Genomic DNA, 23,220 nt, shown 5'->3' with positions numbered 1-23,220 from the left:
GGTTCCGTCGATCGTCGGAGCTGGCGCGGCCAAGCCAATCGAACAAACTACGCATACCGCACTGGGCGCGGTTTAAAACCCCTCTCCCAACATCTGCGCAATGTCCATCATCCGATTCACATAGCCCCATTCGTTGTCGTACCAGGCCAACACCTTCACCTGCGTCTCGTCGATGACCATCGTCGACAGTGCATCAATGATCGACGACCGCGGATCATCCTTGTAGTCGACCGAGACCAGCGGACGCTCCTCGTAACCGAGGATACCCGCCAGCTCGCCTTCTGCAGCGGCCTTGAAATACCCGTTGACCTCCTCGACCGTCACAGCCCGCGCGGCCTCGAAGACAAAGTCGGTCAGCGAGGCGTTGAGCAAGGGCACACGCACGGCCAGACCGTTCAGCTTGCCCGTGAGCTCGGGAAAGATCTTGGTGATCGCCTTGGCCGAGCCGGTGCTGGTCGGAACGAGCGACTGACCGCAGGCGCGCGCGCGGCGAAGGTCCTTGTGTCCGAGATCGACGATCCGCTGGGTATTGGTGATGTCGTGGATGGTCGTCATGGTGCCGTGACGAATCCCGACCCGCTCGTGCATGACCTTCACGACCGGCGCCAAACAGTTGGTTGTGCAGGAAGCCGCCGTGACCAAATGGTGCTCGACCGGGTCGTAGCGATGCTGGTTGACGCCGTAAACGATGTTCAGGGCACCCTCGGTCGGTGCCGCGACCAAGACCTTCTTGACCCCTTGATCGAAATAGCCCTGAAGCGTTTCGGGTTTTTTGTGGTGTCTGCCGGTCGACTCGATGACGATGTCGCAATCCGACCAGTCGGTGTCGGCCAGCGCCGGGTTGCGACTGTAGGCGATCGACCGGTCGTCGATCCGGATTGTATCGCCCTCACCCGCGCAGTCAGGTCCCCAAACCCCGTGGACCGAGTCAAACTTCAGAAGATGCGCCGAGCCGGCGGCATCCGTCGCGATCTCGTTGATCCGGACACATTCGAGCCCGTCCCGACCTCGCGCCGCGCGCAGGCCCAGTCGCCCCATGCGGCCGAAGCCGTTGATCCCGATACGAACGCTCATCGTCCCTCCGCTTCCGATTGAACCTGTTCGACCTGCTCCAACGCGGGGAGCGGCGTGCGCCCGATCGCGTCGAGCTCGCGTTGCAGCTTGAGCCGATCCAAGGACGCGAGCGGCAGACTGAGAAAGATCTGGATGCGATTCTGAAGCGCGGCGAAGGCGTGGCGAAACGCCATCATGCGTGCGACCTCGTTGCCCTCGACCTCGGCAGGATCCGGCACGCCCCAATGGGCAGTCATCGGCTGTCCCGGCCAGACCGGGCACATCTCGGCCGCCGCGCGATCGCAGACCGTGAAGACGAAATCCATCACCGGGGCGCCCGGCTCGGCAAACTCAGCCCAGTCCTTGCTGCGCAGATCATCGGTCAGGTAGTTGTTCCGCCGAAGGACCTCGAGGGCCAGGGGATGCACCTCGCCCTTCGGATGACTGCCGGCGCTGTAGCCATTGAATTGGCCACGGCCGAATCGGTTGACGATGCACTCGCCGAAAATGCTGCGTGCCGAATTACCGGTGCACAGAAACAACACGTTGTAGGGTCTCTCGACCATGGGTCAGTCCTCGGTGGGATAAAACGTCGCCGAACAAGCGTCCGGCGATTGACCGCGATAGACGCGCGAGACTGCGAGGATGCACGAACCAACGCCGGGGACGCTCCATACGACACGCCCGGGTCAGGCGCAGCGGGGAACGCCCGGCCGGTTCGGCATCTGCGCCAGCACCCGATCGTCCTCCACGAAGGGCCGCTCGCCGCACACCGCGTCGAACGTCTCGCGCAGCACCGCGGCGACCCAATCCGGCAGCACCGGGCTCACGCGATAGAAGATCCACAAACCCTCGCGTCGATCCGTCACCAGACCCAACTCGCGCAGTTGCGCGAGATGTCTGGACACATGCGGCTGAACCGCCCCGATGGCATGCGTCAGCTCGCAGACACAGAGCTCCGGGTGGCGCGTCAGCAGGATCAGGCAACGCAGGCGCGTCTCGTGAGCCAGCGCGGCAAACAAATCGGTCGGTTGAATCGTCACGGCTGGAAACATACCCTAGAACGAATATTGAGCAAAATGAAGGTTTGATGACGGTTGCGGATCGCTCGGCTGTCGGGAGGATTCCGGCACGACGAGATCCTCGAAAGTAAGTTAGGGCGCCAACTGAAGTCGCCCTGACTACACCCTGGTCGTTCCTTCTCGGAGAATCGCCTAAACCGCGCCAGCTCCGACAGTCGTCGGGGCTGGCGCGGCCAAGCCATTCCAACAAATGACGCACACCGCACCGGGCGCGGTTTAAAACCCTTTGCCCGAGATCAATGCTGCGGGCGCAATCGTGCCGCTGTGCCGATAGGGCACGGGAAGACGCACACCGCCGGCATCCACGTAGGCGATTCCGCTGACCGTCCAGGCGAGTTTGTCCTTAGTGAGCAGCAGGCGAGGCAAGCTCGGCATCAAGCCCAGCAGGTTGCTGTTGACCTCCACGTCGACCTGCTCGGTCCCGCCCGCCGGGATCAGCCGTGCAAGCTCGCTCGAGCCCTCGGCGAGATCTTGACCTTCAACCACGACCCGGTAGCTCAGGCCCTTGATCGGAAGTGCGCGATCGTTGGGGTTCGTCACCCCCAGATTGACGAGAAAGGACTGACGATCGAGCCCCAGGAGCTTCGGCTGGGCCCCGAGCAGCGCGACCTCGGGCGCCGTCCAAGGCGCCGTCAGGCCGGCACAACCGGCGGCGAGGTACAGGAGAAGCAGGGCCGGGATGCCGAACAGGGCACGCCGGGGCAGACGAACGCAATGGGCCATGTATGTCGACTCCGAAAGGTAAACGGCCGTATCTTGCACCAACCCGTCGCATTCACGCGCGTTGAGATCCGGCGCCCGAGCCACCAAAATGGCCGGCACGTCGAAAAGACTCGGTTCGAGTACGGCATCCGCCACTCGGCACCGAAAAACAGCCAGGTCCCGGAGGACAATCATGAACAGTCAGGCCAGCGCATCGAGCGACGCCAAGATCCAAATGCGCTCGATCATCCAGCGCATCGCGACCGGTCCGGAGCTCTCCAAGGACATCTCCACGGAGGAGGCCCGCATCGGCATGGGCGCCATTCTGGACAACGCGGTCGACCCGGTACAGGCCGGCATCTTCCTGATCGCCCTGCGGATGAAGCGCGAGACCGACGAGGAACTCAAAGGCATCCTGGATGCGGTGCGCGAGGCCACGGGTCATGTCGTAGCGGATGTGGACGACGTGGTCGACATCGCGGATCCCTACGACGGTTACAACCGCTGCCTGCCGGCGTCCCCCTTCCTGATGCCCGTGCTCGCCGAGTGCGGTGTCCCGGCGATCAGTCACGGCGCGCATGCGGTCGGACCCAAGTTCGGCGTGACCCACCGACATATCCTGGACGCCGTCGGGGTGTCGGTCGACCTCTCGCCGGTCGAGGCGGCCGAGCGTCTGGCCGATCCGGCGCTGGGCTGGAGCTATGTCGACCAACGCGCCTTCTGCGCCCCGCTGCACAACCTGGTCGATCTGCGCTCCACCATCGTCAAGCGCCAGGCGATCACCACGGTCGAGGTCTTGGCCCGGCCGATCCACGGGCGCAAACACACCCATCTGGTCACCGGGTACGTTCACAAACCGTACCCTCGAATCTACGCCATGCTGGCCCGCCATGCCGGTTTTCATTCCGCACTTCTGATTCGCGGCGTCGAGGGCGGCGTCATCCCTTCGCTGCGCCAGAAGGGCACCTGTTTCAACTACCAGCAGATGTCGGAGGAGCAGTCCTTCGAGGTCGATCCGGCCGCGCTCGGGATCGCCCAGTCGGTGCGCGCCGTCCCCTTGCCGGAGGATCTGCCCCAGACCACCCGACCGGGCGACGAGATCGCCGTGGCGGTCGACGTGTTGGCCACCGCGCGGGCCGCGGCGCAGGCGGGAATCGCCGCCCTGGAAGGCGCCCAAGGTCCGACCTACGACAGCCTGGTGTTCGCGGGCGCGCTGATCCTTTGGCATCTCGGGCGCGAAGGCTCGCTGGAGGTCGCCGCGGATCGCATCCGCGACGTCCTGGATTCGGGGAAGGCCGCGAAACGGGTGCGTTGAGGAGATACCGATGGACAAACCCTATGTCGCCGTCGCCGGCACGGATGAGATCGCGCCCGGCAAATTTCTGAAGGTCGTCGTGGGCAGCCAGGCGTACATCGTCGCTAATGTCGACGGACGTTTTTATGCCGTCGAGGACAACTGCAGCCACGAGGACTATCCGCTCTCCTACGGCTGTCTCGACGGGGATCGGATCAAGTGCTCGCTGCACGGTAGCCGATTCAGTCTCGCAACCGGCGAGCCGATGGACGAGCCGGCGGACGAGCCGATTCGGACCTATCGGCTCGTGGTGGCGGACGGGCAGATCTGGATCGATCCGAGCTGAACCGCGTCAGGGGTGATTCGGGTGATGGCGAGGTGCTTTCACCCTCGCCGCTCATTTGAAAACTCGGTGGACGCGGTTCAGGAGATTGCGGGAATCGGGGACGATGAGACATCAGTCGAGCACGGAATCCAATCGTTGTCGTTGTCGTTTTCGATGACGCCAACGACAACCGAGTCGTTTTACTTATTCTTGAATCGTTCCTAAACCGCGCCGGGTACGCCGACTTCAGTCGGCACCTGGGTACGGGCGACTTCAGTCGCCCGAGCGCGCCCGCGCGGCGGACTGAAGTCCGCCTCCCCGGGTGCCGACTGAAGTCGGCGTACCCGGGTGGTCGCCGTCGGCGACCTGGACACTGCCGATGTGGCCGAAACGAATATCGAGGACGAGCTACATCCTGGCGCGACTTGGGCGGTCTTCGTCGAATTCGACCTCGATTCGGGGCTCGGGCATGCGCTCCTCGTGGCCGATGTCGAGTTCCTCGTCGATGTGCAGCCGGGGCTCGGTGCGGGTACGCGGCTTGATCGGGGTTGGAGTACTCGCCGTTGTTTGGCCCTTAGAGGGTGCCTGCGACGGACGGGCCGGGCGCTTCATGCGCCGCGGCTCGGGAACCTTGTTGCCGATGACGTCCGAGAGGTCACGCAGTGCATCGCGAGTATCCTGCACCGAGAGCTCCTCGGCACGGGGATGGACTCGGATCGTCTGCATGGCCGAAAAAACCTGCTCCTCGATCTCCACGACCGAATAGACATCGCTCTCGCGAAAGCGCACGAAAGGGAGCTTTGCCGCGGCGCAGATGCGGTCGAGCCTGTTCTTGGGCGGGCGTCTGGACAACCGCGAACGCGCCGCGAGATTGACCGCACAGGCGATGGCGCTCGACTCCCGGGTACAGATCACGAAATCGAAGACCTGCTCGACGAGGCGCTCGGCAGCGCGCTCGCGAGCACGCCGATCGAGCCGGCGCTCGACCTCGATGATGTCCGCCGCCCGGACCTTGGCGTAGATCCGATACTCTTGCCCGACGGCGCGCTCGAGCACCGCGGCGAATGCACGCTGCGGCGGCGAGAGGAGAAAGGCATCGACACGGTAGGGTAAGCGGTTGCGCTGCCTGAGTCGGCGCCACAGGCTGAACGCGAAAGCGACCGCCGCGAGTGCGCCCAGTCCGAGTAGAAAATAGAAATGCTGCATGATCCGTTCGACCTACATCGACCCGCCGAGCGCGGGATTCGTAGCCGGGAACGCGATCCCCCGACGATTGAGCCAAGCCCGATCCAGCGACCAGACGATCGAGCTCACATCGGGCTCGGCCAGCATCAGACCGATGGCGTGAAACTCCGTGCGCTGGAGCCGATCCCGAGCGGCGGCGAAGGCGGGATCGTCGGCAGGCTTGCCGGCCAGTGTCGGATCCATCGCGACCAGGGCGTCGTCCATCGGGACGTCCGCGTCGTAGGGGCGCGTCAGGGTCACGATGCCGTTCAAAAAAAGCAGCGCCTTGAAGTCGTACGGATACTCCGCAAGGACTGGATCTCGTTCCAAGACAGCGTTGAGCTGCCAGATGCGCGGGCCGAACGCCATCCCGCCCCAAGGCAGCAGCGACAGGATCAACAGCACAACCAACACACCCGAGCCGATGACGGCGTTTCGCGTAAAGCGATCCATAGTGGAACCTCGATCCGGAACAACGGTTAGCCGTCGCGGGCGGGCTCAGGGTTGAATCCGAGCCACAGCCAGCCGCCGACGAGAAGCAACAGGATACCGGCCAGCACGAACCGGTACCAACCCGGATAACGCACCGCGCTCAAACGATAAACGGCCCCGGCACTGACCATCAGGCCATCCCCGGCTACCGGGAGGATCCAGCTCACGCCCGTCTCCGGCGCCTCCCAGAGTGCATCGAACGATCGCAGCGGGCTGGCGACCGAGAGACCTTCGCGCGTCTCGGCAAGATCAAGGGCGGACAAGCCGTCATCCGTGCCGATCCACAGCCGCTGCAGGCCGCGCCCCTCCGGCGGCGCAAGATAGAGTGCGAGGACGCGGCGCTCGCGCGGGAACTGAGCCAACGCCTCCCAGGTCTCGCCCGGTACGCTCTGCCGATAGAGACCCCGATCCGTCCCGAGGAGGAGCATGCCTCCTTCGGTCACGGCGAAACAAAGTGCCTTCACGCCATCGGGAAGCCCGCGGCTGTTCGCTGCCCAGGGCGACAAGAGCGTTTCGATCGAGGCGGAGTAGACCCCCTCGCCGATCGTTGCGGCGTGCAGATGGACACGCCCCTCGCGCCCCTGCTCGGCCAGCCGATACAGCGGCACGCCCGAGAGCGGGCGGTGCCAGGTGTCGTCGGCATGCACCCACAGCCCCTGGGGTGTCGCCGCCAAGAGTCCCGCCTCGGTCTCCAGGACATCGCTGACCCGCGGGTTGCCGGGCGGCGGCGCAAGGCCGGTCGTGGACAGAAGTCCGGTCGCCGTGCCGACCGCACGGCGACTCGGCTCACCGCGCATTGCCAGCACCAGACGACCCTCGAGCCCTGCGTCCTCCTGCTCCCAGCCGGCGCCGTCGAAGCGCCAGATCTCGCCGGCTTGGGTGGCGGCAAGGATGGTCCCGTCATCGCCCGGCGCGAGGACCGTCACATGCGTCTCCAAGGGCAGATTCTCGCGGATCAAGCGCTCGCCGCCCGGCAGCAGGAATCCAAGCGCGATCAGGACGAGCCCGATCGCGATCGGCGCGGCCACCGCGATTCGACGTAGGGTCATTTCGATCTCCGATTGATGCGCCTGACAGGACCGAGCGCCCCCGTCCCGGTGATCCTCCACAGGGGAAAAAAGGCCGCGGAGCGTTCAGCGTCGGTTCAGCTTGGATCTGCAACCATACTCGTGACCCAATCGACCGACGAGGAGAATCGAGTATGTTCAATCGCAAGTCTGCATTGTCGATCGCTCCGGCCTTCGCGCTGATCATGGCGGCGACCCCAGCGACGGCGGACCAAATGAGCTCCCGCGCTGCCGTCGGCGGCGGTCTCGGCGCTGCGCTCGGGGCCTTTGTCGGCGGAGAGCTCGGCGGTCGCAACGCAGCCATCATCGGCAGCGGACTAGCCGGTGCCGTCGCGACGGCGATCGCCACCGACGGCTACGACAGGCCGGTCTATTCCGAGAGCCGCGGAGCATCCTATCCCTGCCCTCCCGGCCTTTGGAAGCAGGGGCGCTGCAGGGATGAGTATACCTATGGCGATTGATCCGACCTTTCCGGTCGGGCAGAGGGAAAACAGCCGTGAATACGGCTCGGTCCCGCTCGCTTCCGAGCAGCCGGGCCCGTCGCCGACCCCGCTTGGATCCGGTGCTAAACCGCGTCCGGAGCGAGATGCGTCGTTTTCATTTTGCGTTCGGCTTCGGAGATGTCCTCGACCCCGGTGAGACGCGGTTTAGAATCTAATATTTTTTAAGACTTTAAACCGCGCCAGATCCAACGTCGTCAAGTCTGCCGGGGCCGATTCCATCCAAAAACATCACGCACCGCGACGGGCGCGGTTTAAAGCAAGAACAAGGTCGCCAGGCCGAGAAAGATGAAAAACCCCCCCGAGTCGGTCAAGGCGGTGATCAACACGGAGCTGCCGAGCGCCGGATCGCGACCCAGCCGCTGGCGGATCAAAGGAATCACCACCCCGGCGGTCGCCGCGAGGAGCAGATTGAGCATCATGGCCGCGGTCATGACCAGTCCCAGCTCGTAATTGCCGTAGAGCAGCCAAGCCGCCACACCGACGACCCCGCCCCAGACGATGCCGTTGATCAAGGCCACGGCAAGCTCCTTGCGCAGCAGCCGCCACACCGCGGACGGCTGAACCTGTCCCATTGCGATCGCGCGCACGATCATGGTGATGGTCTGGTTGCCCGCATTGCCGCCGATGCCCGCGACGATCGGCATGAGTGCGGCGAGCGCCACCAGCTTTTCGATCGAGCCCTCGAACAAATCGATGACCCGCGAGGCGATGAAGGCCGTCACCAGGTTGACGGCGAGCCAGGCCCAGCGGTTCTTCACCGAGCGGATCACGGGCGCGAAGATGTCCTCCTCCTCGCGCAGCCCGGCATTGCTGAGGATCTCGGCCTCGGATTCCTCGCGAATGTGGTCGACCATGTCGGCCACGGTCAGACGACCGATCACGCATGTCTCGCTGTCCAGCACGGGGGCCGAGACCAGATCGTAGCGCTCGAAGGCGTTGGCGGCCGAGTCCGCGCTGTCGTCCGGAGAAAAGCTCACGATCGATTTGGACTGCATGACCGTCGAGACTTCGGTCTCGGGGTCGTTGATGAGCAGCGACTCGAGGGTCAGGACCCCGCGCAGACGCTCCTCGCGGTCGATCACGAAGATCTTGTCGGTATGATCCGGCAGCGTATCGAACCGGCGCAGATACCGCAGGACCACTTCCAGCGTGACGTCCTCGCGCACCGTCACCATGTCGAAGTCCATCAGGGCGCCGACCGTCCCCTCGGGATAGGACATGGCCGCACGGACCTGCTCCTGCTCCTCCTGATCGAGCGAGGCCAGGACGTCCTGCATGATCTCGGGCGGCAGATCGGGGGCCAGATCCGCAAGCTCGTCGGCGTCCAGGGTCTCGGCGGCGGCCTTGATCTCGTCGGCGTCCATGGTCCCGAGCAAGGTGGCCCGCACCGCGTCGGAGACCTCGAGCAGGATGTCGCCGTCCTTCTCGACCTTGACGAGATCCCACACGAACAACCTATCTTCGACCGGCAGGGCTTCGAGGATGCAGGCGATATCCGCCGGATGCAGACGATCGAGCTTACGACGCAGCCGACCCAGGTTCTGTCTGTGGGTGATGTTCTCCACCAACTCCTGGTGCGGCATCCTCTGGCGATGCACCAGGGTGTCGACCAGCCGCAGGCGCGCCAACAGCCGCTCGACATCGCGCAGGTGGCGATGCATGGCGTCGGTGTCGCGTGCCTTGGGTTGAGTCATTGGAACAGCGCCGGGGTCGGGGTTGATGACGTCGGGATCGACTGAGACGGAGAGCTGCGCACTTTACGTAATTCGCGGGCCTGTTGCGAGCCCGCGGGGAAGGACACGGCGCCATTACAGACTCTCTAAGAAAGGGTTCTCCAAGGGATTAAACGAGTCCATCGACGCGTTTACCCCAGTTGTCGTTGTTGTCGTTGCTCTACTTGTTTTCGACCCGTTAAAGAGGCCACGACCCGGGAGCGGAGCGGCGATCAGCGACGCACGAAGAAAGGATTGCCCAGATAGCTCAAGACCGCACCCTCCGGGATGATGCGCTCGATGCGAATCCCGTCGCGGGTCTCCTCGCCCTCGACATAGCGCAGCGCATTGATGAGAACGAAGCGCTTGGCGGCATCCTCGTCGTAGACATGCACGGTCATGAAGTAGGCGGGCAGCTGCGCCTGCTGCATGGGCGTGAGACGCAGTTTGGTGGGGTCGCCGCGGATGTCGGCCGGCTGGCGCTGCTCCAAAGGAGGCGGGATACCTTGCTCGCGACGAACCTGCTGCTTGAAGCTTTCGATGTCTTCGACCAGGTCGGACGGCACGGCCGCACGCTGCGGCCTGCGCCTTGGCTCGGGCGGCTCCGCATAGGCCGCCTGCTCGCTGTCCAACTGACGCTGCAGCTCCTGTTCCAGCCAGGGATCCGGCTCTGCCAGAAACAACGGTTCGTCGTCCGGGATCATTGCCGGGTCAGGCCCGGGCACCCCCGATGGACGCGGCGATGTCTGCGCCTGCGAGGACGCGGGCGAGGACGCGGGCGAGGACGCGGGCGAATAGGCGCCATCCGACGCGATCATCGGTACCGCATCCGCGAGCGTTTGCGTGGGGTCCGCGGCCGAGAGTGCAGGCGCCGATGTCGACATCGGCGTGGCGGCCGCTGCGGGCTCGGCCTCGGCTTGCACGGGTAACGGCACCGGCGAGGGGGTCCGCAGCACCGCGTAGAGTGCGATGACCACCGCCACCGCCGCCAAGCCGACGGCAAGCAAGCCCCAATGACTGGTCGGCACAGGTTCCTTGTCCTCGCTGAACATGCCGCTGGTGTCCAGCGTCGGGACGCGCCCGAGCTCGCGCTCCTGCTGAGACTTCTTCAACGCCTCCAGGATATAGCTCATGGCTCTGTGGGCTCCGTACTCGCCGACTCGGACACGTCGGATGTCCGCACCAGCCTGGGGACTCCGGGAAGATCGACGGCGTTGTGCAGCTGAATAAGTGTGCGCGGACCGGCGATCCCATCCGTCACCAAACCGCGTGACGCCTGGAACGCTCGGACCGAGCGCGTCAGCTCCGTATCGTAATAAGTGGAATCGCTGGCCGGAAGCCCCGACCCCGGTACCTTCGCCAAGAGCTCGCGCAACCAACGCACCGACTCCCCGGAGGTGCCCGGACCGATCAGCGCCGACCCGGTCGGCGGCGGCTGCCACACCAGGATATGATCGCCGGTCCAGACGGATTCCAGGCGATCGAGCGGCGCCGACTCGTTCCCGCCCGGCAGGGCAAGCGTACCCGACGGCCCATCGATCGAGCTTAGAACCAGAAAACGTGGAGCACCCCCCGCGTCGCGAACCCGCAGCAAGGCCGGACGATCGAAAAGACGCAGCTCCTCGAGGTCCCCCTGCCCGCGCTCGCACCTGAGTCCAAACGAGGCGACACGCGCGCAGGGGTCGCCGGCCGGGAGGTCGTTGACCTCGACACCCCAACGCAGCAACAGCAGGCGCAGGGCGTCGGATTCGGGCATGGCGATGCGTTCAAGCGTCTCGGCGATTGCATCCGGATCGAAGCGCGCAGGATCGATCTGCGGGAGCACGTCCACCGGTGCGCCGTCGAGCGGAGCGTCTCCGCCCGGAGCCGCCTCGCCGGAAGCCGCAACGCCGCCCGGGTCGGGCGGCGTTGCATCCGCAGCCCCGTCTGACGCCACGAGCAGTGACTCAGGCGATTGCGACACAGCCTCCTGCCCCGATCCTTCGCCACCCTCCGGACTCGGCGTCGACTCGGGACCCGGCCCGCCGGCCGAGAGGGAGCGCTCGCCCGGGAGCAGATCGGCCAGAAGGGCCGCGGCATCGTCGGACACCCAGGCATAACCGAGCCATCCGGCGATCATCGCGAGGACAAAGGCGGCAGCCGCGGCGAATCCGGTGCGCACCACCGGGCGAGGCGGCTTTTCGATCGACTCGCCCTGGACCTCGCGTGCCGCGCGCTTGACGATGGCCGGCGTCACCTGAGAGCTGCGCGTCACACAGGCACCGAGCAGCGCGCGATCGCACAGGATATTCACCAGGCGCGGGACCCCGCCGGAGCACGTGTAGATCCGTCGAATCGCCGCCGCGGTAAACAAGGGACGGTCCACACCGGCGACTGCAACCCGATGGCGGATATAGTCGCCGGTCTCCTCGCGCGTGAAGGGCCGTAGGTGGAAACGGGCAGTCACGCGCTGGTTGATCTGGCGCAGCGCATCGCGCTCGAGCAGACGACGCAGCTCGGGTTGGCCGATCAAGAAGATCTGCAGGAGCTTGTGTTTGCTGGTCTCCAGATTGGTGAGCAGACGCACCTGCTCCAAAACCTTCGGGCGCAGGCTCTGCGCTTCGTCGATGATGAGCACGGGTCGACGGCCCTTGCCGTGCGCCTCCAGCAGATAGACGTTGAGACGGTCGACCAATGCCTTCACCGAGCGCTCGCCCTCGGGAACCGGAATCCGAAACTCGTCGCAGAGATTGAGCAACAGTTCGTTGGCGGTGACCGCGGGATTGAGGATCAAGGCGACCTCGACCCCCTCCGGGAGCTGTTCCAGGAAGGCGCGACAGACGGTCGTCTTGCCCGTCCCCACCTCGCCGGTCAAGAGGACGAAGCCGCCGCTCTCCCCCGCCCCATAGAGAAGATGTGCGAGGGCCTCCTTATGCTGCTCGCTCAGGAACAGATAATGGGGATCCGGCGCAATGGAGAAGCTGGGCTCTTTAAGCCCGAAATACTTGGGATACACACTGGCTCTCGATGAGGTAATGGCGGTGGGCAAGGCGTCGCGCGCAGCCTGACCGATCGAGCGATACACCGGGGTATCGGCCGTGGGCTCGGGCCGAAGGGCAAGGCGATGATGGATCGACAGCCGTCGAGAAGGCCGACGGGAGGCCCGCCCGAGCACCCGTTGCCCAACCAATGCATTTTTGGGGGTTTATGTCGATCGCGCGAGGGTAGTCAGGCGGACAGGAGGCGTCAAGTTTATAGGCGTACGCGCGAAATGTTGCACTGCCCGGCGTTCGCCACCCGCCACCGCTCGGACGTCGCGCTGCCCGACCTCCGGGCTATGGCGGGACCGCGGGCACCTCCGGGAGCGTCAAGAGCGCCTTGAGCGGCAGATGATCCGAGGCACGGCGAGCCAAGTGCGTTCGATGCGCCTGGACGCCGAGAAGTCCGTCGGCCGGTCTGACCCAAACCCGGTCGAGCGCGAACAGGGGAAAGCGTCCGGGATAGGTGCGCGGGGCACGCCCGCAACCGTCCGTAAAGTGTCTGCGCAGCCAGCCCAGGGCCCCGCCCCAAAGCTGCCACTCGTTGAGATCGCCCAGCAGCGCGGAGAGATCGACAGAGGAGCCTTCGAAGAGCTCGAGGAGAAGGCGAACCTGCCGACGCCGCTCCCCGAGGCGAAGGCCAAGATGAGTGGCAACAACCTGAATCCGCCGTCCACCCCATTCGAGCTGCACGTCCAGGGCGCCGCGCGGTTCGCGGCGGGGCAGGCTCAGATCAATCCTGTTGATATGCGACACGGGCAGGCGCGTGAGCAAGGCGTTGCCGTAGTGGCGGTCGCCGCGCAACAAGGTGGGCCCCGCAATGGCGGCCATGTCGAGCCCATCGGCAAAGAAATCAAGTAGATCCCGACCCTCGACCGCATGATGCTCCACTTCCTGCAGCGCAATCAGATCCGCGCCGAGCTCCCTGAGCACCTTCAGCGTGCGGTGAGGATCGAAGCGCCCGTCGACCCCGATGCAGGCATGGATGTTGTACGTCGCAAGGCTTAAGCGCATGACAGGCCCGTGCATTCGTTGACGAAGAAGCCATCGCGTCCGAGAGCGGCTCGGGCCGACCCCAGATCGCGGTTCACTCCCCGTGGATTGCCGCGCCGCGCGACCTGTCGCCGGGTTTAAGCCTTCGCCGCGCTGACGACGGGTATGCTGTTCGGCCCCGGGGCCGGGTCGACCTGCGCCGACTGTGCGAGGTATGACGGGCGCGAAATCGCTTCATGCGTCCCTTCCGTCGCGATCATTGAACCGAACGAACAGACGCCGGGCCAGCAGGGTCAGCCCGACGATGAATGCCAGGACCAGGGCCACCGCCAGGAAGTACTTCAACTCTGCATCGCGCACCAAGGCGAGGATGCCTTCCGCGAACACGGACATGGCGGCCACCCCGGGCGTCATGCCGATCAGGGTGCCGATCACGTAGTCCCGCAGGCGGATGCGCGAGGCGCCGGCAAAGAGGTTGATCACGGTGAAGGGGGCAACGGGGATGATGCGTACCGCCACGACCGCGAGGATGCCGCGGCGGGCGAGCCGCTCGCTCAGTCGGTGGACGCTGCCCCCGGACAGGCGCTCCACCGAAGCGCGCCCCAGATACTGCCCGATGCCGTAGGTGGCCAAGGCCGCCGCCATCGAGCCCGCCATCGCCAAGAGGGCACCGAGCGCCGGCCCGTAGACCAGCGCGGCCACCAAGATCAGCAAAGTCACCGGGATCGCCAACAGGCTCCCGCCCACGAACCCCGCCACCGTCAGCACGGGACCCCAGGGGCCGTGGAGTGCGCCCGTCAGGGTATCGGCCAAGACGCGCGGCTCCAGCCAATCCCCCAGCGGCGTCCAGCGCCAAGCAGCGGCCAGGGTCAGCACCAAGAGCACCAGCCCGACGCCCAGCCAGAGCCGGCGGCGCGCCGGGACCAGAGAGCGCGCGCCCATCACCGCGTCGCCGAGGTCCGCCGCATTCAGCGGGCGGTCCGGGTCGATGAGTTGATCCGCGGGGAGTTGCCGCTCCCATTCCGGGTCCACGTCACCGATCAGCGGGGCCAGGGTCCGAGCGTCGCTGCGCAGGGACTCGACGGCCGCGATCAGGCCGGCCTCGCGGTCCTCCGCGTCAGCCACTGCACCCGAGTCCACGCCCAGGAACATCGCGAGCAGCCGTCGGCGCAACCCGGCAATGGCGGCACGACTGCCTTCGTCCCGAGCCTCGACGCAAAGATCGCACTCCGTATCCAGGCCCATGGACCGATTGCTCAGATTGGCCGAGCCTACTCGCAGCAGGCGATCGTCCACGATCGTCAGCTTCGCGTGGACCATGAGACAGCCCGAATCCAGCCCCGGCACGACGGGATAGTAGACTCGCAGTCGCCCGTGGCGGTCGGCCTCCCGCAGGGGTGCGAGACGCCGAGCGCGCAGCACGTCCATGGTGTGCTGCTCCAGCCAGCCGCCGGTCTCTCGCGGCAGCACGATCACCACATCGGGACCCGTACGCCGACGCAGTCGTGCGGCCAGGGCATCGCACACGAAGGCCGAGGACAGGTATTGATTCTCCAGGTAGATGAAACGCTCGGCCGTGTCGATCATGTCTCCGTAGAGCCGCTCGACCTCCCGCACCTCCTCCTGCGCTTCGTAGGTCGGTAGGGTGCGGGCAATGGCGCAGTCGTGCGCCGAGAGCAAGGGGACCACCTCATCGGGCCAGGGGTCCGACCCGGTCTGCGCCGCAGGTTCGAGGGTATCGCCCGTGGCTTGTCGCCACCGCTGCAGGCAGAGCGTCTCGAGGTCGGCCGCGGCCGCGCCGTCTACAAGCATCTGTACGTCATGGAATGGCGGATAAGCCTCACCCCGGGTATCCACCCTCCGGGGCTCCTCGGCGCGGTGCTCGCTCGTGTCCCAACGCCACTTGCTGAGGTCGAATCCCCCGGAGAAGGCGATCGCCCCGTCCACCACCACCAGCTTCTGGTGGTGACTCGCGGCCAGCGGGTGTTCGTCGTCCTGAACGAAGTGCAGTCGCGGGTGCTTGTCCCAAGGGGTGTCGCCGAAGAAGAGAGGCTCGCGCTCCAAAGCGTAGATCGCGGCGAAATTCCACAGGAGGATATGAACTTCAAGCTCCGGTCGGCGCGCCAGGAGGGCGAGGATGAGTTCCCCCAAGCGGGTGGGCAGCCCATCCCCCGGATCCTCCCTCACCAGCTCCAACTGGCTGTGGATGTCCCAGGCAAGGATGAAGACCCGCCGCTGCGCCGCAATGAGGGCCGTACGGACTGCCGAAAAATAGGCTTCGCCGTCCACCACAACGGCGACGCGCTCGGCCCGCGCGATCCGCCAGCAATTGCGCCCTTCTTTGAACCTGAAACGCCTCATCACCCCGTTCCCTACCCGAAACAACACTTAAGTGTCGGCGGAAACGCCCGCCGCACCTGCTCGGGCGTCGGACCCTGCGGCCGGTCGTCCGGGTAGGCCAGCCCCTCCAGGAGACGAGACGCACCCGAACGACCTCCGCAATCCGGGTTGTTTCCGGCGCGCGGCCCTCGCCGCTGGCAAGCACCAACCCCGAATAGCCGACCGTCCCGACGATGTCCTCGATTATGAGGTCAATCACTCGCATCTTCGCCCCTTCGGCCTGACCCCTCTGCTTGGTCGTCACGTCGTGGAAACGGGTTTCGGACCCGGAGGGCGCGCGCGGGGCATCCAGAACCTCGTCCAGCGTGACGGCGACGGGCTCCGTGGCGGGCATGTTCTCCTCCGCCGCCATGTGCTCGCGCAGGTCGAGCCCCCACTCCCGTTCGGACTGTGCTTCGCGCGTGAAGGTCGCGCAAAAAGAAAAGGGCTCAAGTGGATTCCACTCAAGCCCTTGATGTGATGGTGGGTCGTGTAGGATTCGAACCTACGACCGATGGATTAAGAGTCCACTGCTCTACCAACTGAGCTAACGACCCGAGAACTCTGCCAATGCGATCGGTGCAGACCTACCGCAGAGCCTGAAATGGTGGGGTGGACGATGGGGCTCGAACCCACGACCACAGGAATCACAATCCTGCGCTCTACCAACTGAGCTACGTCCACCATTGCGAGAATACCGATCCTTGGCCATCGCGCATCCCGCGCTTCCGTTCCTTGATCCTGTGCCTGTCGAGCCTGATTTTGGCGCGCTCGGCAGGACTCGAACCTGCGACCCACGGCTTAGAAGGCCGTTGCTCTATCCAGCTGAGCTACGAGCGCCGATCGCGTGCGCATCGAAGCCGGCGTTCGGTCGCCTCACCCTAAGCGACGTCACCGTAAGCGACCTGGTGGGCAATTGGTCGGGGTAGAGGGATTCGAACCCCCGACATCCTGCTCCCAAAGCAGGCGCGCTACCAGACTGCGCTATACCCCGGTTTCGGAAAACGCATCCCGAAATCGAAGAGCCGGAACTATACGCCGGGCGGAGGGCAGAGTCAATCCACCGACAGCGGCTGGATCGCGGCCGGCAAGCGCCGCGTTTTCATGCGCTGCGGTGCTCGCTATGATGCCGCACAACGATCGCATGACGAGGCCACGATGAGCGCACAAATTCTGGACGGCAAGTCCGTCGCCGCGGAGATACGCGTCGAGATTCGCAGACGGGTGGATACCATCTTGGCCGCGGGCGGGCGCCCGCCGGGCCTTGCCGTCGTCTTGGTCGGCGAGAATCCCGCCTCTCAGGTCTACGTACGCAACAAGCGCAAGGCCTGCGCAGAGGTCGGTTTCTACTCCGAGATGCATGAACTGCCGGCGACAATCGACCAAGCGGACCTCATCGATCTCATCGACCGACTCAACGCCGACCCGAAGATCGACGGCATCCTGGTCCAGCTCCCGCTGCCCGAGCAGATCGACGAAGCCGCCGTGACCGACTGCATCCTGCCGACCAAAGACGTCGACGGCTTCCACCCCGAGAACGTCGGCCGCTTGGTGCTGCGTCGGCCCCTGCTGCGCCCCTGCACGCCGAAGGGCGTGATGACACTGCTGGAGCGCACCGGCCGACCGATCGAGGGACTGGACGCCGTCATCATCGGACAATCCAACATCGTCGGCCGGCCCATGGCGCTCGAGCTGCTCGCCGCGCGCTGCACCATCACGGTCTGTCACAGCCGAACCAAGGACCTCGCCGAGAAGGCCCGCGGGGCCGACATCCTGGTCGCCGCACTCGGACGCCCCCGCTTCATCCCGGGTGACTGGGTCAAGGAAGGCGCCATCTTGATCGACGTCGGCATCAACCGCACCGCGGAAGGCACACTGGTCGGCGACCTGGATTTCGGCCCCTGCTCCGAGCGCGCCTCCTGGATCACCCCCGTACCCGGCGGCGTGGGTCCCATGACCATCGCCAGTCTGCTCGATAACACGCTCCAGGCCGCAGAGCTGCATGCCGCTATGGGTTAGTGGGGATTCAGAAACAAGCTGAACACCTTGACGAACTACGTGTTTCGGTTGTTTTTGAAGTGTTCCTAGCGAGAAACCGCGTGCCCGGGGATCAACTGCGCAGCTTGCGCACGACGGCCATCGCCATCTCCAGCGCCTGCTCGTAGTTCAGGCGGGGGTCGACCTGGGTGACATAGGCGCGTTCCAAGCCGACCTCGTCCAAGCCGCGGGCGCCTCCCAAGCATTCCGTGACATCGTCCCCGGTCAACTCGAAATGGACGCCGCCGAGACGGCCTCCCGACTCGCGATGGATGTCGAAGGCCAGGCTCAGCTCCGTCAGAATGTTCTCGAAGCGTCGTGTCTTGTACCCCTTCGACGTGGTTTCGGTGTTGCCGTGCATGGGGTCGCAGACCCAGAGGACAGGGTTCCCGGTCCGCCTGATAGTCTCGATCATCGGGGGCAGCTCGCGCTCGATCCGATCTGCGCCAAAGCGATGGATGACGACCAGACGGCCCGGCTCGCGCTGCGGATTCAGCCGCTCCACCAATGCCTCGAGCCACTCGGGCGAGAGGTCGCCGCCGAGCTTGACCCCGACCGGATTGGCGATGCCGCGCATGAGCTCCACGTGCGCACCGTCCGGATCGGCGGTGCGCAGACCGATCCAGGGCATGTGGGCGCTCAGATCGAACCAGCCGGGGAATTGCCTGACCTGTCGCGTCAGGGCCTGCTCGTAATGCAGGTGCAGGGCCTCGTGACTGGTGAAGAACTGCACCCGCGCCAGCTCGCCCGAGCCGGCACCCACCGCCTTCATGAACCGCAGTGATTCCCCGAGCGACTCGACCACCTTGCGGTAGTCCAGCGCGCGCGGTGAATTGGCCATGAAGGCCAAGTCCCAGTTCTCGGGATGCTGCAGATCGGCAAACCCGCCCTCGGACAAGGCACGGATGAAGTTGAGGGTCAGGGCCGCTCGGCCGTGACCGAGCAAGAGGCGCCGCGGATCGGGGGTTCTCGACTCCGGGGTGAAGTCGGGACCGTTGATCAAATCGCCGCGATAGCTGGGCAAAGTGATGCCGTTGCGGGTCTCGGTATCCGCCGAGCGGGGCTTGGTGTATTGCCCGGCGATGCGCCCGACCCGGATCACCCGCTGCTTGAGCCCCTCCACCAGCACCAGGCTCATCTGGAGCAGGATCTTGAGCTTGTTGGCGATGACCTCGGATCGGCAGTCGGCGAACCCCTCCGCACAGTCGCCGCCTTGAAGCAGAAAACCATCGCCGTTCGCCGCCTCGGCCAACTGGCGCTTGAGCGATTGGATCTCCCATGAGGTGACCAGCGGAGGCAGGCCGCGCAGCTCCGACAGGGCGGCCTCGAGTGCCGCCGGATCCGGATAGGTCGCCTGTTGCAGTGCCCTGTGCGACTGCCAGGAGCTTGGAGACCAGTCGTTCATGTCGGGCGGCGCCTCCGGCCACCGGCTTCCAGCCACCGGCCTTGCGATTCCGACAGGTGATCGGGTATCGGGAACCGATGGCTCCGCACCTGCCGATCGGCTTTACCGACGCTTGGACGCACGGAGACAGCCATGCGGGAGGCCGGCTGCCAGGGGCTCACCGCCTTCTCGGGATTGAAGGTCGCACGCTTCAAGGTCATCTCAGGCCCCTACAAGCTGTCGCCCAGGTCGGCGCGGAATTTGGCCACCAGCGCCTCCTGCCAGTCGGAGGTCGGGACGAGGCGTCCGAAGAAGAAGCGCAGGATGCTCGGCTCCTCGACGAAACGCAGACCGCCCACCAGATGGCGGTTCTCGTAAAGCCAGACGATGCGGTCGACGGCGTACTTCACCTGCGACATGGTGAAGACCCGGCGCGGCAAGGCGAGCCGCAGCAGCTCCATGTCGGCGAGCTTCTCGCTCCCGTCGGGGTTGCGCTGCTCGGAGAGCGTGCCGCGCTCCATGCCGCGAACGCCGCCGACGAGATAGAGGGCGGAACCGAGCGCACCGGCGGGATACTCGGTTTGGGGGACGTGCGAGAGGAAGGCCCGCGCGTCGATGTGACAGCCCAGCCCGCCGGGCGGCGTGATCACCGGGACACCCTTGCGGGCCAGCTCCTCGACCATGAAGCGAATGAACTGTGGACCCTGGCTGACCATGTCCATGTCCATCGTCTCCTCGAGACCGACCGTGATGGCCTCGATCTCGCGGACCGACATGCCGCCGTAGGTGAGAAAGCCTTCGTAGAGTGTGATCTTCTCGCGGATCGTCTTATAGAGATCCTCGCTGTTCATGCAGATCCCGCCACCGCGCGCGCAACCGAGCTTGCGGGCGGAGAAGTAGATGAGGTCGTACTGGTCGGCCACGGCGCGGGTGATCTCGCGCAGGCTCATCTCGCGACACTCGGGCTCGCGGATCTTGTTGAAGTAAAGGTTGTCGGCCAGGAGGCTGGCATCGAGCACGGCGAGGATGCCGTGCTCGCGGCAGATCCGGCCGACATCGCGCATGTTCTGCAACGACACGGGCTGTCCGCCGATCAGGTTGGTGCCGGCCTCGCAGCGCACGAAGGCGATCCGCTCGGCCCCCTGCTCCGCGATCAGGGCCCGGAGCTTCTCGAGGTCCATATCGCCCTTGAAGGGCTTATCGCTGGTCACCTCCAGCGCGTCGGACGTGAAGATCTCCTCGACCGTCCCGCCGTTGAGCGTGATGTGTGCCTTGGTTGTTGTGAAGTGGTAGTTCGTCGGCACGATGGTGCCCGGCCGCACAAGCACCTGGGAGAGGAGATTCTCGCAGGCGCGCCCTTGATGGGCCGGCAGGAAGTAGCGCGTCCCGAAGATCTCTCGGATCTTCGCCTCCAGGCGGTAGAAGGTCTCGGACCCGGCGTAGCTGTCGTCGGCGACCATCATGGCCGCCTGCTGCCGATCGCTCATGGCATTGACGCCGCTGTCGGTCAGCATATCCAGAAAGATGTCGCGGTTCTTGAGCAGAAAGGTGTTGTTGCCCGCCTCGGTGATGGCCGCATGACGCTGCTCGATCGGGACGAGATGAAGTTTCTGGACGATGCGGACCTTGTGCATCTCCAGCGGAACGGATTCACCGGAGTAGAACTTGACTTCGGACACGGACGTTCTCCCTGATATCGTTATCGGATCGCCTGGCCAACACGGCGCACCAACGATACCACCGCGCCGGGTCGCGATCGACGGCGGGACCTGCGGTCGGCCATGCCGTCCACGCGAACGCCTGCCGTTCGCGATCGGCAAACCTCGGAACCGGACCATCGCTCCGCGCAGGCAAAAGGAAAGATCAAACCCGGGTGCGCACCATGAGCTCGTCGTGGAAATCCGTCTTGCGGACGTCCGAAGGTCTGGTCCTGCTGGCCGCTCTCTGCCTGTCTCTTGCGGCGTTGGCCGCACTGACGGTAGCCGCCGTGTGGTCCCCGGGATATGGTCAGTTGCTCGCAGCCGTCATCGCGACCAACCTGGTCTTCGGGCGCGTCACAGCCATGTCGCTCGGATACGCCACCGGACTGGATGACCTCACGGTGGTCCTGGCCAACCTCCTGATCGAGACGATCCTGGTCTTGATCTTCTACCCCTTGTTCGTCTTCAGCTGGCGCGGGCTGTTGGAAGTGAAGACCCTGCGGCCTTACCTGAGCGCGGTTCGGGAGACCGCGGAACGCCATCACGAAACGATTCGCCGTTACGGGCTCATCGGCCTCTTCATCTTCGTTTGGTCGCCGATCTGGATGACCGGACCCATCGTCGGCTGTGCCATCGGCGTCCTGCTGGGTCTCAGCATGCGGGTGACCTTGGGGGTCGTCTTGGCCGGGACCTACCTCGCCATCCTGGGCTGGGCGTGGGCCATGCGGCAGCTACACGACCAGGTCGCAGGATTCAGCCCCTTCGGCCCGCTGGGCTTGTTCGCAGTCCTGGTGGTGATCATTCTCGGAGGATATCTGCTGAGACGCCTGGTACGCCGCCGACGCCGGACATCGGGGCGCAAGCGTGTCGACTAGCACCTCGCCCGGCGACCCTCTGTGAAGCAGGCGGGCGTTGGGGTTGATGGAGCTCGCGGCAAACGTAGCGGGACCGGATCTTTCTTTTTGGCTCAATCTGCATTCCAGACAGCTAGACGACCAGGGCTGCCAAGAGCGCCGGGAGGAGCCCCTTCCCGCGCGCACGACTGTTGTGGACGAACTGAAAAAAGCTCAGGTACATCGGCAGGTGTTCCCGGGAGATCCCGCGGTGAGGGCGCAGCCAGGAGCGCAACAACGACCAGACGCCCTCGATGGTGTTCACGTGGACTTCGTGGAAGCCATCACCGTCCTCGTCGCGGGCGTATTCTCCGCGGCTATGGCAGACGCTGTGGTGCTCGTAGCCCCATGCGGGCAAACGGGCGTAGATATCATACTCATCGGTGTAGAAGCGCGTCCCCTCGGCCACGCAGGCGCGGATAATGGGTTCGATGGTCTTCTGTTGGACATTCTCCAGCATCCGCACCACCACCTCGCCGCCGCGCTGGATCAGGCCGAGAATCGGCGGCTTCTCTTTGGCCAGAGTGCCGCGACCGCGAGCCCCCTTCAGTCGGCGCCGACGGCCTTTGCGGTCTTTTTTTCACCGCCTCGGGGTGCCCTTTGTGGCCGGCGACCACGTACACCTCGTCGGCCTCGACCTCGCCGTCGAGCACCGGCAAGGGCCGCTTGCACTCGATGCCCTCGCGCAACTGTTGCGTCATGCGCTGGGCGTCATCCTTGTGAAGACCCAGTTCTTGGGCGTACTGCAGGGTCTGCCTCAAGTCCCCGTATCTCGGCGCCCAGGCCGAATTGGAGCTTTGAAACCGCAAGGCGCCCACGCTACACGGAGACACCCCATGCCGGCCGAAAAACGGATCTTGGAAACGAGCGAGACATGAAGATCGAATCGATCCGACTCAAGAATTTCAAGAGCTTCCAAGACGCCGAGTTCCTGGATATTCCGCGTTTCTGCGTACTCGTGGGCGCTAACGGCACAGGCAAATCGACGCTGTTCAGCGTGTTCGGTTTCCTAAAGACAGCACTGTCAAGCAATGTCCACACGGCCTTGGTGAAGCTCGGTGGAAGCCGAGGTTTGAGTGAGGTCCGCAGTCGGGGCAAAGACGGCAACATCGAGATCGAACTGAAGTTCCGCGAACGAGACGACAGCCCGCTGGTAACCTACTCCCTGACGATAGGCGAGCGTAATGGCGCTCCAGTGGTTGAGCGCGAGATTCTAAAATATCGTCGGGGTAGCAGCGGACAGCCTTGGCACTTCCTCGATTTCTCTTGCGGTTACGGCTACGCGGTCACCAACGAGCTGGATGCCGTCACGGTTGTCACTCAACTCGACCGCCAAGAGCAACGGCTGAAATCTCCGGACATC

Annotated in this window: 21 protein-coding genes and 4 tRNA genes; 6 read left to right on the top strand and 19 right to left on the bottom strand. The window is 65.0% G+C overall.

The genetic code is table 11. From position 1 onward, the window contains the following. Positions 1–72: 72 nt before the first annotated feature. From GPT33_RS07460 to GPT33_RS07445, 4 genes are all read right to left on the bottom strand, one after another. Positions 73–1,074, bottom strand: coding sequence for an ArsJ-associated glyceraldehyde-3-phosphate dehydrogenase (locus GPT33_RS07460; protein ID WP_296806929.1), 1,002 nt, complete (start codon positions 1,072–1,074; stop codon positions 73–75). Beyond that, positions 1,071–1,619, bottom strand: a complete 549-nt coding sequence (locus GPT33_RS07455) for an arsenate reductase ArsC (protein ID WP_296806928.1) — start codon at positions 1,617–1,619, stop codon at positions 1,071–1,073. The genes GPT33_RS07460 and GPT33_RS07455 overlap by 4 nt, the downstream gene beginning before the upstream one ends. 123 nt (positions 1,620–1,742) lie before the next feature. Further along, complete coding sequence (locus GPT33_RS07450) at positions 1,743–2,108, bottom strand: metalloregulator ArsR/SmtB family transcription factor (protein ID WP_296806926.1); 366 nt, start codon at positions 2,106–2,108, stop codon at positions 1,743–1,745. A gap of 243 nt (positions 2,109–2,351) precedes the next feature. Further along, positions 2,352–2,858, bottom strand: a complete 507-nt coding sequence (locus GPT33_RS07445) for an LEA type 2 family protein (RefSeq protein ID WP_296806924.1) — start codon at positions 2,856–2,858, stop codon at positions 2,352–2,354. Positions 2,859–3,030: 172 nt separating this feature from the next. Here GPT33_RS07445 and GPT33_RS07440 point away from each other — a divergent pair, with 172 nt between their 5' ends. Together GPT33_RS07440 and GPT33_RS07435 are read left to right on the top strand one after the other, a co-directional pair. Beyond that, entirely contained in the window at positions 3,031–4,152 is a 1,122-nt protein-coding gene (locus tag GPT33_RS07440; RefSeq protein WP_296806922.1) for an anthranilate phosphoribosyltransferase, read from the top strand. Between the two features lie 10 nt (positions 4,153–4,162). Next, complete coding sequence (locus GPT33_RS07435) at positions 4,163–4,477, top strand: non-heme iron oxygenase ferredoxin subunit (RefSeq protein ID WP_296806920.1); 315 nt, start codon at positions 4,163–4,165, stop codon at positions 4,475–4,477. A 387-nt stretch (positions 4,478–4,864) separates the two neighbouring features. Here the strand turns inward: GPT33_RS07435 and GPT33_RS07430 are convergent, their stop codons facing one another. From GPT33_RS07430 to GPT33_RS07420, 3 genes are read right to left on the bottom strand one after another with little or no spacing between them, the layout of a single operon-like run. Then, a complete protein-coding gene (locus GPT33_RS07430; protein WP_296806919.1) occupies positions 4,865–5,662 on the bottom strand; it encodes a DUF2726 domain-containing protein in 798 nt (265 codons plus the stop codon). Positions 5,663–5,674: 12 nt separating this feature from the next. Next, on the bottom strand, positions 5,675–6,133 hold the full coding sequence (locus GPT33_RS07425) for a hypothetical protein (protein WP_296806917.1): 459 nt from the start codon (positions 6,131–6,133) through the stop codon (positions 5,675–5,677). Positions 6,134–6,159: 26 nt separating this feature from the next. Continuing rightward, entirely contained in the window at positions 6,160–7,221 is a 1,062-nt protein-coding gene (locus GPT33_RS07420; protein ID WP_296806915.1) for an ABC transporter substrate-binding protein, read from the bottom strand. A gap of 152 nt (positions 7,222–7,373) precedes the next feature. Here GPT33_RS07420 and GPT33_RS07415 point away from each other — a divergent pair, with 152 nt between their 5' ends. Next, positions 7,374–7,700 carry a hypothetical protein gene (locus GPT33_RS07415; RefSeq protein ID WP_296806913.1) on the top strand — a complete coding sequence of 109 codons (327 nt, stop codon included), beginning with the start codon at positions 7,374–7,376 and terminating at the stop codon, positions 7,698–7,700. A gap of 293 nt (positions 7,701–7,993) precedes the next feature. On the opposite strand, the gene mgtE is transcribed toward GPT33_RS07415, so the two are convergent. The 9 genes from mgtE to GPT33_RS07370 form a co-directional block, all read right to left on the bottom strand. Continuing rightward, a complete protein-coding gene (mgtE, locus tag GPT33_RS07410; RefSeq protein ID WP_296806911.1) occupies positions 7,994–9,436 on the bottom strand; it encodes a magnesium transporter in 1,443 nt (480 codons plus the stop codon). 251 nt (positions 9,437–9,687) lie between these two features. Beyond that, complete coding sequence (locus tag GPT33_RS07405) at positions 9,688–10,587, bottom strand: general secretion pathway protein GspB (protein WP_296806909.1); 900 nt, start codon at positions 10,585–10,587, stop codon at positions 9,688–9,690. Next, positions 10,584–12,518 carry an AAA family ATPase gene (locus GPT33_RS07400; protein ID WP_296806907.1) on the bottom strand — a complete coding sequence of 645 codons (1,935 nt, stop codon included), beginning with the start codon at positions 12,516–12,518 and terminating at the stop codon, positions 10,584–10,586. The genes GPT33_RS07405 and GPT33_RS07400 overlap by 4 nt, the downstream gene beginning before the upstream one ends. Positions 12,519–12,768: 250 nt before the next feature. Next, on the bottom strand, positions 12,769–13,485 hold the full coding sequence (locus GPT33_RS07395) for an endonuclease/exonuclease/phosphatase family protein (protein ID WP_296806906.1): 717 nt from the start codon (positions 13,483–13,485) through the stop codon (positions 12,769–12,771). A gap of 213 nt (positions 13,486–13,698) precedes the next feature. After that, positions 13,699–15,825, bottom strand: a complete 2,127-nt coding sequence (locus GPT33_RS07390; protein WP_296806904.1) for a VTT domain-containing protein — start codon at positions 15,823–15,825, stop codon at positions 13,699–13,701. A 499-nt stretch (positions 15,826–16,324) separates the two neighbouring features. After that, positions 16,325–16,400, bottom strand: a tRNA-Lys gene (locus tag GPT33_RS07385). A gap of 51 nt (positions 16,401–16,451) precedes the next feature. After that, positions 16,452–16,527: transfer RNA gene (locus GPT33_RS07380), tRNA-His, on the bottom strand. Positions 16,528–16,606: 79 nt separating this feature from the next. Next, positions 16,607–16,683: transfer RNA gene (locus GPT33_RS07375), tRNA-Arg, on the bottom strand. A gap of 77 nt (positions 16,684–16,760) precedes the next feature. Continuing rightward, positions 16,761–16,837, bottom strand: a tRNA-Pro gene (locus tag GPT33_RS07370). Between the two features lie 164 nt (positions 16,838–17,001). Between GPT33_RS07370 and folD the strand changes: the two genes are divergently transcribed. After that, positions 17,002–17,862, top strand: a complete 861-nt coding sequence (gene folD, locus GPT33_RS07365; protein WP_296806902.1) for a bifunctional methylenetetrahydrofolate dehydrogenase/methenyltetrahydrofolate cyclohydrolase FolD — start codon at positions 17,002–17,004, stop codon at positions 17,860–17,862. Positions 17,863–17,953: 91 nt separating this feature from the next. Here folD and GPT33_RS07360 read toward each other — a convergent pair whose 3' ends face one another. Continuing rightward, positions 17,954–19,285 carry a class II 3-deoxy-7-phosphoheptulonate synthase gene (locus GPT33_RS07360; RefSeq protein ID WP_296806900.1) on the bottom strand — a complete coding sequence of 444 codons (1,332 nt, stop codon included), beginning with the start codon at positions 19,283–19,285 and terminating at the stop codon, positions 17,954–17,956. A 209-nt stretch (positions 19,286–19,494) separates the two neighbouring features. After that, positions 19,495–20,943: a tryptophanase gene (locus GPT33_RS07355; RefSeq protein ID WP_296806899.1), complete on the bottom strand. Its 1,449-nt coding sequence runs from the start codon at positions 20,941–20,943 to the stop codon at positions 19,495–19,497. A gap of 227 nt (positions 20,944–21,170) precedes the next feature. On the opposite strand from GPT33_RS07355, the gene GPT33_RS07350 reads away from it, so the two are divergent. Beyond that, complete coding sequence (locus GPT33_RS07350; protein ID WP_296806897.1) at positions 21,171–21,839, top strand: small multi-drug export protein; 669 nt, start codon at positions 21,171–21,173, stop codon at positions 21,837–21,839. Positions 21,840–21,951: 112 nt separating this feature from the next. Here the strand turns inward: GPT33_RS07350 and GPT33_RS07345 are convergent, their stop codons facing one another. Continuing rightward, entirely contained in the window at positions 21,952–22,380 is a 429-nt protein-coding gene (locus tag GPT33_RS07345) for an IS1595 family transposase (RefSeq protein ID WP_296806931.1), read from the bottom strand. 351 nt (positions 22,381–22,731) lie between these two features. On the opposite strand from GPT33_RS07345, the gene GPT33_RS07340 reads away from it, so the two are divergent. After that, a partial coding sequence (locus GPT33_RS07340; protein ID WP_296806896.1) for an AAA family ATPase occupies positions 22,732–23,220 on the top strand: 489 nt, incomplete at its 3' end.

This window comes from Thiocapsa sp. (genome assembly GCF_011390875.1).
Taxonomy (GTDB): domain Bacteria; phylum Pseudomonadota; class Gammaproteobacteria; order Chromatiales; family Chromatiaceae; genus Thiocapsa.
This window is presented reverse-complemented; position numbering and strand designations above follow the sequence as displayed.